The sequence below is a fragment of the Chloracidobacterium sp. genome, assembly GCA_016711345.1.
Taxonomy (GTDB): domain Bacteria; phylum Acidobacteriota; class Blastocatellia; order Pyrinomonadales; family Pyrinomonadaceae; genus OLB17.
The window spans coordinates 1177929-1191523 of record JADJTD010000001.1; the positions used below are offsets into that span (position 1 = coordinate 1177929).

The 13595-nt window shown below is 48.8% G+C and carries 8 protein-coding genes; 3 read left to right on the top strand and 5 right to left on the bottom strand.

Going from position 1 to position 13595, the window contains the following annotated elements; translation table 11 throughout:
* Positions 1-85 precede the first annotated feature (85 nt).
* A complete protein-coding gene (locus IPL32_04850) occupies positions 86-3031 on the bottom strand; it encodes a diguanylate cyclase (protein MBK8465139.1) in 2946 nt (981 codons plus the stop codon).
* A 192-nt stretch (positions 3032-3223) separates the two neighbouring features.
* Positions 3224-5551, bottom strand: coding sequence for a SpoIID/LytB domain-containing protein (locus IPL32_04855; protein ID MBK8465140.1), 2328 nt, complete (start codon positions 5549-5551; stop codon positions 3224-3226).
* 60 nt (positions 5552-5611) lie between these two features.
* On the opposite strand from IPL32_04855, the gene IPL32_04860 reads away from it, so the two are divergent.
* Positions 5612-6403, top strand: coding sequence for a 1-acyl-sn-glycerol-3-phosphate acyltransferase (locus tag IPL32_04860; protein ID MBK8465141.1), 792 nt, complete (start codon positions 5612-5614; stop codon positions 6401-6403).
* A 69-nt stretch (positions 6404-6472) separates the two neighbouring features.
* Here the strand turns inward: IPL32_04860 and IPL32_04865 are convergent, their stop codons facing one another.
* Entirely contained in the window at positions 6473-7282 is an 810-nt protein-coding gene (locus tag IPL32_04865) for a hypothetical protein (GenBank protein ID MBK8465142.1), read from the bottom strand.
* Between the two features lie 200 nt (positions 7283-7482).
* Here IPL32_04865 and IPL32_04870 point away from each other — a divergent pair, with 200 nt between their 5' ends.
* Positions 7483-7668, top strand: a complete 186-nt coding sequence (locus IPL32_04870) for a helix-turn-helix domain-containing protein (GenBank protein ID MBK8465143.1) — start codon at positions 7483-7485, stop codon at positions 7666-7668.
* Positions 7669-8321: 653 nt separating this feature from the next.
* On the opposite strand, the gene IPL32_04875 is transcribed toward IPL32_04870, so the two are convergent.
* Together IPL32_04875 and IPL32_04880 are read right to left on the bottom strand one after the other, a co-directional pair.
* Positions 8322-10526: an ATP-binding protein gene (locus IPL32_04875; GenBank protein MBK8465144.1), complete on the bottom strand. Its 2205-nt coding sequence runs from the start codon at positions 10524-10526 to the stop codon at positions 8322-8324.
* A gap of 9 nt (positions 10527-10535) precedes the next feature.
* Complete coding sequence (locus tag IPL32_04880; GenBank protein MBK8465145.1) at positions 10536-12620, bottom strand: diguanylate cyclase; 2085 nt, start codon at positions 12618-12620, stop codon at positions 10536-10538.
* A 297-nt stretch (positions 12621-12917) separates the two neighbouring features.
* Here IPL32_04880 and IPL32_04885 point away from each other — a divergent pair, with 297 nt between their 5' ends.
* Positions 12918-13388: a PA2169 family four-helix-bundle protein gene (locus IPL32_04885; protein MBK8465146.1), complete on the top strand. Its 471-nt coding sequence runs from the start codon at positions 12918-12920 to the stop codon at positions 13386-13388.
* Positions 13389-13595 lie beyond the last annotated feature (207 nt).

The window sequence follows — 13595 nt, forward strand, 5'->3', positions numbered from 1 at the left end:
ACTGCGAACGAGTGTGAAAATCAGAATGGTGACAAGCAGTAATACTGCTCCGATGATCTGACTTCGGGAAAGTTTCATTTTGCAATTATAGCGAATCTCTCACTATCTGTTCTTGTGTCAGAACGCCGGCGTGTATCGGCGGCATTTGATTTTGCCCATCGTGAACGTAAATACAATTCCGTCCACTGCGTTTTGCGTTGTAGAGGGCTTTGTCGGCGATGTTGATCAGGTCGGCCTCGGACAAATCAAACGTGGCAAAAACAGTTGCAATGCCGACACTGACGGTCAATATTTCGCTGGTTGTTGACAGGCTGTGTGAGATCCGAAGGCTTCTCAGATTATCGACGGCTTGTTCTGCGATATTATAAGCGCCTTCAGCATCCGTGCCGCCGAGAACGATGGCAAATTCCTCTCCGCCAAATCTGGCGACCAGATCGGTCGGACGCTTGATCGTCTCTGCAAACGCCTCCGCTACCTTCTTTAAACAATCGTCGCCCGCCAGATGGCCGTAGGTGTCGTTGTAAAGTTTGAAATGATCGATGTCGAGCATTATCAGCGAGATCTCAGTCTTGAAACGAACGGCCCGATGCCATTCGTCCGCTAGAAAACTCTCAAATTTGCGGCGGTTACCTATCTTTGTGAGGCCGTCGGCATTGGCAAGATTATGAAGCGCTTCATTTGCCGCAGCTAATTCGCCGGTGCGTTCGTTTACGAGTTTTTTGAGCCGACGCTCACGTGCCTTCATTTGGTGAAGGCTTATTTTCCATGCGGCGAACAACCCAAGCAGGATCAAAAGTACGACCAACACATAAAACACAGTTGTCTGATAAAAATGCGGCTTCATCTCGACTTTTATCGTCGAACTTTGCTTTCCCCACAAGCCGTCGCTGTTCGCGGCCATCACATGAAACACATAGTTTCCGGGCGGTAAATACGAGTAGTTGGCAGTCCGTCGCGTGCCTGCGTCAACCCAATCTTCGTCGTGGCCTTCGAGTTTGTATTTGAACTTGACCTGATCCGCTTTGATTAGACTGATGCCGGTGTAGCGGATCTCAAGGTCATTCTGTCCCGGTTCGATCGCTATGCCGCTGCGAAAATCAACAGGCTTACGTTCGACCATTATGTCCTCGACCACCGCCGACGGCATTGGTAAATTGGATCGCTCGGCCAACGGATCAAGTACTACAACACCATCCTGTGTTGGAAACCAAAATTTGCCATCCTTGTCTTTAAGGCTCGCCGGTTGACGTCCACCGTTGCACTCGATCGAGAGCATTCCGTCTTCTTTCCCGTATCCAATGCTGTGAAACTTATAGATCTTGCCATCCGCAAAATCGTTTAGTTCCTGACGTTGTACGCGGTAAATGCCTCGGTTCGAACTTATCCAAAAATATCCTTCCGAGTCTTCCTCGATCGCAAACACGCCGCTGTTGTAAAGGCCGTTCTGTTCCTTGAGACTGACAAATCTTCCGTCCTTAAATCGGCTCATGCCTTCGTCATACGTTCCGATCCACATTACACCGTCGGCGTCTTCATAGATCGTCCGCACATAATTACCGGCAAGGCCTTCTTTGGTTGCGTAGTTGGTAAATCGGCCGTCCTCAAATCTGCTCAAACCTCCAAAACCGCCAAACCAAAGATTATTTTTTGAGTCCTCAAAAATGAATGTCATGAACTCGTTCGGCAACCCCTCTTTCTTCGAGTACCGAGCAGACAATTTGTAGTCGTTAAATCTTACCAGTCCGTTGCTTGTCGCAGCCCAGACATTTCCGTGGCGGTCATTTTTGATCGCATTGACGTGAGAGCCTTCGAGCAGCAGTTCCGCTTTTCCGTTTTGGATGAGAAAAATACCGCCGGCGACGCCAACCCACATCACGCCGTTCGCGTCTTCCCACAGCGACTGCACCGCAGTTCCACCGTCCCACCACACGCTTGCAGTTTTTTTCCGTGGCTGATGCGAATTTAAATGAACAGGCTCAAATTTCCCGTCTCTGAAAATGGTTAAGCCCTTTGCCGAGCCGATCCAAATGTTGTCTTGCCGGTCGCGATAGAGTGGATAAACTTCCGAATGATTGAGTCCGTCTTTGGTGCTGTAACTTTTTAGGACTTCATTGCGACGTCTGCTCAGGCCACGGTCAGTGGCGATCCATTTCAACCCATCGCGGTCGGTGAATACATCTTGAATGAGTCTGTTTGCCAGATCATCCTTACCTCCCCAAATGTGCAATCTGTCATCCTTGATCTGGATCAGACCGACACCGGTACTTGATCCGCCGCCGCTGGCAAACCAAACGCTGCCGTCTGCTTCATCCCAAAACGAATGATAGATCGTGTTGTCGGGCAGTTTTTCGTTTTTCCCAAAGGTACGCACTTCACCATTTTTGACACGGTGCACCTTAAATTCTCCCAACCAAAGATTCGCTTCACTATCTTCAAAGTAAGCCGGCCTGAAAATGATCCCTGACAAGTCGAGCGGACAAAAAACCGACTGTCCATCTCTGGTTTCCGTGACACCGTTTGATCGAATTGACCATTGAGTGCCGGATTTACCTGTAAAGATTATGTCGAAGACGCTTTTATCCTGTCTTTCAATAAACTCAAATTTTCCTTCCCGCAAGTGATACCAACTTCGCGATTTGTGATCGTCGTCCTCACACAAAAATCGCAATTCACCGTCAGCACCTCGCTCGATACGCTCAATGTAGTGGCCCGGTACCTCGTCGGACGTAAGGGATGAAAATACTCCTTCGCGAAAGATCGTTAGAACTCCATCGTCCATCGTGGTTGCGTAAATTGTCCCGTCATTGTCGGCAAAAATACCCGTGAACCGGTTATTGATGATTCCCTTAGTGTTGCTTTTGTTAAATGTCGTAAACAGCAATCCGTCAAACCTGACCAGCCCGTCAAAGGTGGTAAACCACAGATATCCATCCGGCGACTGAGTGATCTGGCGCACTCCATTTTGCGGCAGCCCATTGTCTGTCGTCCACGTATCAAACCGGTACTGCCCGGCCGTTTGTCCACACACCATGAGACAAAAAAGCAGAAAAATACCTATGAGGAAAATCTTCCGGGAGTTCATTAAAGGATTACAGGAGAAAAATCAGAAAGGAGCGTCTCGAAACGCTATTAATATTAAACAATGTTTACGTATCTATAGTCAATCCAAAACCGTATATCGGTTCGGCTAACAGGTAGAACAAAAACTGATTTTGTAAAAATTCTAGTAGGCCTGTGTCAGATCGACACCCGTGTAGTAGTGCTTGATGATCTCGTCGTATTTAACACCCATTTTGGCGAGGCCAAAGGCTCCGTATTGACACATACCGACACCGTGGCCCCAGCCTCGGCCAGTGAAAGTGTAGCCCGCAACAGTTGAGCCGTTGTAGCGTTTATTCATGATAAAAAGCTGTTCCGGCAACCGCAGAGCCGAACGTATCTTACCGCCTTTCAGAGTTTTGATGCCATTTGAACCGATGATCTCAAGCTCGATCGGACGTCGCGAATATCCAACTTTCTTTACGTTCACATCGTAAAGCGTACCGATGCCGCGAACGTATCGCGAAAGCCGCGACTGCACTTCGCCTGCTGAAAGCGACTTGTTCCAATAGACCCACGGCGACATACTTTCGGCGGTGGTCGGCGTATTGGTCGGCTTGATCTCGAGATATTTGACCGCTCCGAGAGCGTCGAGTTGGTAGCTAACTTGCTCGCCGCCAACGAGTGCAGCTTCGCGAACCTGATACATCGACCCGCCGAATTCGCGGAACAAAAATACGTCCGGCCGCACCGTCAACTGTCTTTCTGACTTGCCGCTTTTTAGTATCAGTTTGCCGTCTCCCGTTGGTTTTGCCGTTCCGCTTTCCAAGCCCGGCATCCATTTTTTCTTTTCGTAGATCTGTCGAATAAGGCGCAGCATTCGAGCTCGTGTAAACGACTTGTTCGGCTTTATGGTCATGTCAGGATAAAGCGAAAAATATCCGTCACGAAGCAGCGCAGCAAAATCGGCTCGCCGCTCTTTTGGTATCTCCGCTGCATCTTCAAACGCTAACTGATAATTCACGTCGGAATCACTCAACAGCGTGTCGGCATAACCGGAGGCGTAGATAAAAGAGGCGACAATTCGTGCCAGCTCAAGCGGCTTGGTGGTGTCGCGATTCACATTCGGAAACGGCTTGCCAAATCGCCCTGCGAGTTGATTCAACCAGTTCGACATCTCGCTGTCGGCCGGAACGCTTTCAAACCATTCGTCGGTCATCTGCGGTGTCGAAAGGTAAAAACCGTTCGATGCAAACAGCGACATCAGACGGACGAGTTCGAGATTGGCTTCGTCTGTGACCTTTGCCGGCTTGCGGTCGGTCTTGATAAGGAATGGTTCAAAATGCCGATGCCCTTCGAGCGAACATTCGACGCCGCGAAGATAAGGTTCTGCTTTCTCGAAAATATTCTCGCTGTTCTCAGTTCGTCCGCCGCACGTCGATGTGTAAAATGCAGTGATCGGCTTTCCGTGATAGGTCGCGACAATGCCGCGTGTCGATTGCACAGCCTGCGTTCCCATTTTTGTCTCGATGGAAACGCCCTTATAAACCTGCGACCAAACCGTCGGCACCATATCGAAACCTTGATTACCATAGCCGCCGATATTTGCGACAGCGTACGTGCGAGCCGCAACTGCCTGTGCACGTTGAGCTTCGAGCTGCGGCAATCCAAGTTCGCTCGGCACTACACCAAGCAAGTATTCTTCGAGCGGAACGACGTTTACAACGGTCAATGAACCGCGTGAGTTTACAAAAACTTCGAGTTTACCGCGATAGGCCTTTCCGTTCAGCCGGACAGGATTTACACGCTCGTTGAGCGAGGCGAATGCAACAGATTTTAACGAAGAGTATTTTGCCTCTTCGCTCGATCCGTTAATAATGACCTCACGCAAATTTGGATCAACAGATCCGGTTACTGTTGTCTGTGTTGATCCAGTTGTTTTTGTAAGGCTGCGCACTTCGCTTTTTCCAGCAGTTCTAAGTTGCTGCGACAAAGCAACTGCTTCAGCAGAAACGATCGTCTTTTTTTCTGTAATGACGACCGCGTCTTCAAAACCTTGGTCAGCGAGTTTCGCCTTAAGTTCATCCGCATCGACCGGCGTATCTTTGACCGAACCGACCCAAATTTTCCAGGTGTTCGTTGTCGTGTCGATGCTGGCGAGGGCCGTTTCACCGGTCGCATCGCGAATATCTTTGGCTAAGTTGTTCGCATCATTTTGCGTGGGCAGATTTTGAAATTCGATGCGGTAATTTTCGATCTCAGGCGGACGATATGCCCGAGCCGAAACTGTAACCTTATTTGTCGCAAGCAGCTTTCCCTGTTCATCAGGACTAACCGCAACCAACGACGAATCAGCCGTAGTAATAGACACTGAACCGGCATTCGTTGACAAGCCTATGCGTATAAACGGTTCGCTTGCTAAGGTGAAGATCTCGTAACCGCTGTCGGCAAAAATGTTTTGGTATGTAAGAATGAGGAACGCAATGATAAATGCAAAACTTCGCAATTTCATAGAATAATAATATCAAAAAAAGGCTTAACCTCTGCTTTTTGTTAAAATATCGCTGCTAAGATGCTCACCGTCGATGACAGAAATCAAAAGCTGACGTTTCCCGTCCAACAGCCGATTGGATCGCGTTTCATCGCGAAACTTCGCTATTGGTGGTGTTGGTTTGTGGCTGGCTCGTTGCTCTTGTTGGTGGGCACGCCGTCGCTTATTTTTTTGTGGATAATTGGCCGACGCATTTGGCTTTTTCCTATTGCTCAATGGGGAGCAAAGAATTGGCTCAAGGCTTGCGGGGCAACGGTAAAAGTCACCGGCATCGAAAATCTCGAAGCCAACAGATCGTACGTGTTCATCTCAAACCACCGCTCATATCTCGACACGGCAACTTTGTTTTTCTGCGCGGGTAAAAAGATGGGGCTTGTTGCCAAAAAAGAGCTTCTAAAAGTACCTGTGTTTGGCCAGGGATTGAGTTTTGTAAACATAATCGCCATCGACCGCTCAAATCCTGAGCGTGCCCTGCGATCAATGGAAAAAGCTCGTGATGTAATGAAACAGGATTACTCTTTTGGCGTCTTTGCCGAAGGCACTCGAGCGATGCCGGGCGAGTTGCTTCCCTTCAAAAAAGGAGCGTTTCATCTTGCATTGCAGACCAATTCGCCTATCGTTCCCGTAGCTATGAAAAATACCGATTGGATGATGGGCAAAAAAACAGGCATGGCCTATTCCGGTGAGATAGAAATGATACTGTTGCCGCCAATAGAAACCTCAGGCCTAAATGCCGGAGATGATCTGATGGAATTGTTAATAAAAACGCGATCTGCTATCGCGAACAAGTTAAAAACTAAAAGTAAGACGTGAAGAGTATATTTCTTTCTTGACTATTCACTATTCACTATTCCCTATTCCCTTTCCACTAGTCACTCTTCACTATTTCTTCGGCGTTGGTGACGGAGCTGGTTTGACCGGTTCTTCATCGTCAAGAATTCGAACGTCGCTGCGGCCGAGTTTATAGTCGGTGTATTTCACACGCATTCTTATCCTGGTAACGTTCCCGTCACCGAAAACTAATTCGTCGTCCGCTCTCGCATCCGAAGGAAACCAGTATTTGCCGTCTATTTGTTCGCGTGTCGTTTCCACTATCGGAAATTTGTTGTTCTTCGTCTCCGGTACAGCCTTGCCCTTTGATTTGACGATCATCAAATCATCAACATCGACCCAAATACGGCCTGTAAATAATCGCAATTTTGATTTCTTCGGGTCTGGGATGATCTTGGGAATTACATCAAAAACATATAGGTTGAGTTCGTCAATACGCTCAACGCCGACGTAGGAAATATTGTATTGCGAGATGGCTGACGGTTCGAGAGCGAAAGGATTGACTCCTCCTAAGTCCTCGAGGTCTTCGGGAGTGACAAATCCGGGCGGCGTTGTCGCTATCGGAGCAAACAAAACCTTTTCAAACCGCCCACCATCAGCAGTGAACGTCATAAACGAGTCACGCCGATAAGTGCCGGCGATCTGCCCGCCCAACCCGATAATATTCACGGTCGCCGAGCGGTTAAAAACGTAATTGGTCAACGCTGCACGAAAATCGCCTTCGTTAGCCGTAAATTTCTTAATTATCCGGTCGATGTCCGCCGGACTAAGTTCCTTCTTAACAACGCCCGCTGCCTGCCCAAACGCCATTACCGACAAACACAAAACTAGAACGGATAGAACCAGCATCTTTCTCATCATTTCACCATTATCCTACAATACGAGGAATAGATGCTCATAAAGCCCGAAAAGTTGACTAGCAGTTGAAGTAGTTTGTCATCGGCGAAAGCCACAAAGAAACCGGAACACGATACCTAAAGCAGATCAAATCCCGAAACTCGGCAATCGTCTACCACGCCGACAACGTTTTACTCTGCAACATAGAGAAACGCGATTCGCTATTGCAGTTCGCTTTTAGAGGAACCGCAACGGAAAGAGAACATCTGAAAGCCTCGAATGATAAAGAGAAAGAAGAGTTGATCGCGAAGATAAAAAGTCTGGCAGATGAGGGTAAATCGTCACGCGATATCGCGGATGAAGTTGGTTTGTCACATGTTACTGTTACGCGATATCTAAAAGCTGCTTAACACCTGTAACAGTGTAACAAGGTTAACAGCTTAACAACTTAACACTAGAGATTACTAAGTAAGAAGATACTGAAAAGAATATATATGTTAACTGTTACATCTGTTAACCCGTTACACCTGTTAAGGCTGTTACATTTACCTATCGCGTAAACCCTTGCGGCTTTGCCGTTTTCCCGAAGGGCACATAGCCACGCCATTTATGGCGTGGTCAGATGGAAATGAAATTCTCAGCCCGTTTTAACGGGCTTACCAATGTCGGCTTTAGCCTTAGAGCTAAAGCAGGCCGGACAAGGACGTTAAAACGCCCTTTGAATTTTCGAGCGAACGAATACCACGCCCTAAAGGGACGTGGCTATGTGCCGCGAAACGCGGTAACGACGAAGACCACAACGAAAACAAAAACGAAAAACGAAAAACGAAAACACTAAAAACACAAAAGGAAAAACTATGGATCACTACATACACAGAACACTAAATTACACAGCTACCACAAAGCAGTTAGCAGAGATGGAACATAATGAGGAATACTTTGACCTCATTAGGATAGCGACCCTTTTTAACGCGATCATGTACGCTCGGGTCAACGGTGCTCATTATCAACTCGCGTCATTTTCTATTGACGAGAAACGCATCGACAGACTTCACGAAACGATCTATATCACGAGCGGGTTGTTGTTTGAGGCGAGGCGTTTCACCATTGTGATGCGGGTGCCGTCGTCGACTTGCTCGATCTGGACCTCGTCCATCAGGCCCTTGATGAGCTTGAGGCCCCAGCCTCGGCGGCCTTCGTCGGGAGTTATCGTTTTGGCGATCTTATCGGCCAGCCGTAAGCCGCGATTTGATACTGTGATCGTGATCTTGTCATCATCGAGCAAGAACTTCTGATAGATCTTGCGGTCAGGGCTAAGAGAATGTTCGGTCGCGTTTATACAGGCTTCGACGAGAGCGGTTTTGATCTGATTGATTGCCTTTGCCGGAAATGCGTGACGCTTAGCGATCTCTTCGACAGTGTGAGCGGCGATCATTTCGGTATTCTCACCCATTGGAAAAACGAACTCATATTCGTTCGCATCAGCCTCAGCTAAAACCGGAATTTCTGCTTCCAAGATGCCTGCGAGCATCTCGACCTGTTTACGGCTTGAGCCGTAAGCGTTTCTCGCATGCAGAACTTCCAACGCTTCGGGCGAAAAACCTTCGGGAGCGATGAGCCAGAGCTTGAAACGTTCGAAGTTACAGTTCAACGCTGCCATTTCGAGACGGTCGCACCAGAACTCGACGATCTCGCGTCCGGCTTCTAGCTTTGACTCGACCTCGGCTGCTATCCAAGCCGTTTCTTCTTGTCCGTCAGCGTAAGTAAATCCGAGTGCAACAGCCGAAACCTCGATGTCACAAAGCTCGTTCAGCTTTGAGTAAAAATCGCCGGTGTGAGCAGTGTAAACGATCTGCGGCAGGCTGATCTTTAAGTTGTCTTCTTTGAGAGCTTTGAGGACTTTATCATCGTCACCGCCTTTGAACTCGTCCTTGAACTTTCCATAGTCAATCAACGCAGGCGACACCTGACGGCCGTCAAACGTACGCAGCATTTCACGCAAGCCGATCGCCGAACTTCGACGATAGAAACGCGCCATCAACTGCGGAGCTCGCTTTACGTTTTCCGACAGAGCTTCTCCGACCACAAGAGCACGCGAGTCTCCGTCGATCTCAAGCCTGACGCGGCCATGCAGGTAATCGCAGAGAACGATGTTCGACAGATCGACATGAACAACGCCCGAACTTACATCAATGATCTCACTGTACCTGAGAGCGTCGAGAGCAGAACGAAATTCCGAGTCGGTCATTCCGGCGTGCCTTTTCCAATATGCAGCCGGAACATTGCCATTGGTGACCGCCAGATTTTGAGAAAGCAGGTGCAAAATATTTCGTTGAATATCGGCGTCGGGCAAGATACTGTTAAAGATCGCATCGAAACTTTTTCCGATCCGTCCGCCGAAAATCTCGTCGGTGTAAACCTGTTCGACGCGATCGAAACGGTCGAGTACAACGCCATATGCCGAAGCCGCAGCAAAAAGCGATGACACCTGCAGCACATTGCCCGCAAGCTGCACAGCAATGAGATCACGAGTTTGGTCGTTGACAGGCACATTCATTCTTGCTGAAAGACGCTCGGCAAACGTTCCGGCATCAGCGAACGAAAGCGGCTCAACCGCCATCGCAGGAAATGAAGTTCTGGCAAAAAGAAATCGCCTCTGACCGGCAAAGACAAATGGGATCGACGCTCTTGAAAAGATGTCGATGAGATCTTCGATAAGCGCTTCGCCGCCGCCAAGCTGTGCCGCAACGTGAAGATCGTCGATCATCACAAACGAATTTGCATTGTTTGCCGCAGCTCGCAGCGGAGCACCCAGACAATTTCGCACGAACGAGCGGTCGTCATTAGTGTCGGTATTATAAGTTTCCAGCAGCCTTTCGACCCACGGAGCGTCAGATGGCAACGACAATTCGGCTATCTCCTCGATCTTCGGTGAGACGCTGATCATACGGGCATCGCGACCCCGATAAGCAACGGCTTGAAGCAGGAATTCCAACAAGAAACGCTTTGCTGCATTTTTGGCGGTGAGGTCGCTCGATTTTAATTCGAAATAGAATGGGATCGAAGATTCATGTGCGACGAAGAGATGATCATAAGCCTGCCGCAACAGTTCGGACGTACCGGCGGACGTAGCAGCAAACACAATCAGTCCATTCGAATCGCTTTCACCTTTTGCGTGTGTCAAAAGGCGTTCAAGCTCCGCTTCCCTGCCGACAAAATCTGTTGGCTCGGTTCGGGCAAAAATACTGTTATACAAAGTTTGTTTCATCAAAACTTACTAAAGACTCGCGTTCATTTCTTCAAAGGTCCGCACACGATTTCGGCCTTGCCGTTTTGCTTCGTAAAGGGCCTTATCCGCTGCCGAGACGAGATCGGCCGAGGCACAAAGTTCCGCTGAACAGCTTGCAACACCGATGCTTGTTGTTACGAGTCGATGCGGAAAATCCGCATGCTCGATATTGCTCCGCAGGCGTTCGGCAATAGCCGAGGCCTCTTCAGCCGTAGTCTGAGGCAGAAGAATAGAAAACTCTTCACCGCCGAACCGTGCCGCGACATCAGCACTTCGCAGTGTTTCGCGAATAACACTAGCTACGATCTTCAAAGCTACATCGCCCGCCGGATGACCGTATTCGTCGTTATATGATTTGAAATGATCGACATCTAGCATCATGAAGCTCATCGGAAATCCATGACGATTCGACCGCTTGATCTCTTCCGACAATCGTTCTTCCATATAGCGACGATTCAACAGTCCGGTCAGAACGTCCGTCACTGAAAGCTGTTCAAACTCACCGGCCTTTTCCTTAAGAGTTGCCCTGTCGATAGCCACGGCGATCTGCGGAGCAAGAGCCTGAAAGAAGTCCAGCGACGTTTTATCGAATGCTTCCCCGCCAACACGGTCAGTAAAACTCACAACACCGATCGTTCTCGACCCGATGTTTATCGGACAACTCAGGAAAGACGGCGTCTTGTATTTTCGTTCCGCCGGAGCAGGCGGCAAGCTGGTTTGGGCAACATCGGAAACGACGACGGCCTCGTTCTTTGCAAACACGATCCTAGCAACACGGCCACCGATCTCTTCTCCCTCAACAGGTTCGTTTCGCGCTCCGATAAGAGCCTTGAGGTCGAGTCGTCCGGACTTTTCGTCCTTGATAAGCAGCGAAGCTCGTTCGGCACGCATCACCTCCGCGGCGTTTCGCGTCAGTGTCTCCCAAAAATCATCCATGTCGATGCCTTTCAGGCTTTCACCAAACAGCCTGATAGCATTAGAGATCGCATCGCGGCCCGACACTTCGCTGCGAAGCCGAAGGATCTCAAGCTGAGGAGCGATCGAGTGGCAGATTCGGGCGATCTGCCTCTTGGTAACATCCGAATCAATCGAGTCCAAAATCGCCACTGCCGCCGAAATATCGCCTCCGACACCTATCGGGAACAAGTTCATGACTCTGGTTGATTCCTCAGAACGTTCGCCCAGTTCGAGCGGCATTTCGTTTTGATATGCCTCAACGAGCCGTTGGTCATCAGGCAAAATGCCGATGCGGACCTTGCGATTTTTCATTTCTCCGAACGTTGTCGAATTTTCAAAATTATCCCCACTTTTTTCAAGCCATACCAAAGCCGTAAGCCCGTATTGATGCGCGATAAATTCGAGTATCGAAGCAATCGCCTGAGCGTAATCAGTCTTGAGGATCGATCCAAAAAACGAACGCCATGCCTGTGCCTCAGCATTTCGGTTTTCGGCTTTTTTAATATATGGCTCGGAAATTTCAGATTGTAAAACAGGCACTTCCGAGGCAACAATTACCTCGTTCTCCTGATACTCTGGCTCAGTTGTGGGTTGCGACTCGTCGTCTTGTTTCACCGAATTTGCAAGGATCGGTTGTTGAGATCGCGTCTCATTTATTAGGAGTTCAACCTGTTCGGCTGTTTTCGTAAGTGCGTCAGATGAGCCAGACAGAAGAGTATTTTCAAAAAATTCGGCCGGCGGAAATTCGCTCCAGTCGCCTGTAATTGCTCGTTCGGTAGCCTTTCGATAGTTCTCTGCTTTAAGAAAAGTTCGTCCGACGATCGCCACAAATCTCTTTTCTGAATCTCCGGAAGGGATCGCACGGCAATCGAGGCCGGCATGACATTCAAAGCCGATCATGCCGCCTGCTTCAAGTGCTTTTTCGAGAGCCTTTCCACAGAATTTGGCACAGGCGGGTGAGAAGGTATTGCCCGGATTCAGGTGTCTGCAGATCGAATTGTTATTTGACACAACGACCTGATGCGCATCGTCATCGACAATGGCTATTGCCATGCCGTTGTCCTCTGCGAGACGGCCTAAAGTCTCACCGCCAATAATATTTTGGGCGTCGCTCATCTTTGAAAATTACCGAGTTTGCTGGTCCCATGGATAACCACGATCAATCACAGTGATACTTCATTCAACTCGCAAAAACGGTTAATAGGCATAACATTTCACTAAATTTGAGTGATATTAATGGCTTGTCACCATTGTGTCATATACCAGACATACTCGGTGCGGAGTTTCGGGATATTCTAAGACCCTAAAGTAGATACCGCCGCGAGTAATAATAATTCCAGTGTTCGCGGCAAATTGCATTAATTCAATACGGAGGTTAGAAATATGGATAATCAAAATAACGCAGAAACGACAGTGACCAATGACGATGTTATCTCAACGCTGAACGGCTTGATACAGATCTGCCGCGACGGACAGCAGGGCTACAAGGAATCTGCGGAGGGCATCGAACGCTCGGACCTTAAATCGCTGTTCTATGAATTCTCGCAGCAACGCTCTGAATTTGCCGGTGTGCTGCAAGGCCTTGTCCGGTCGCTCGGCGGCGAGCCTGAAACGGAAGGAAGCTTTGCCGGAGCGGTCCATCGCGGTTGGATCGACATCAAAGCGGCAATTACCGGAGGCGACGAAAACAGCGTACTCAACGAGTGCGAACGCGGTGAGGACAGCGCTAAGGCCGCTTACTCCGATGCATTAAAATTGAGTCTTCCGGCAAATGTTGACGACATCGTTCGTCAACAAGCACAGAGCATTCAAGCCGCCCACAACCGCATTAAAGAACTCCGTGATGCCGGAAAAGACAAAGCTGCATCGTCTGGAAGTTTCTAACTAATTTCGAAATACGATTCGATGGGGCTGCCTGAAATGGCAGCCTTTTTCATTGCGCCGTTCCCATCACAAATCAGGGGAAAATTAGCGCCCAAAATTTTCAAAAGGTTATTTTTAATAATCGCGCCAAAATGACCGATTTATAAATGTGGCACGTGCCACATTGTTGTGATTTGTCAGCAAAATCGCGGTTTCGTGAAAGCGGCT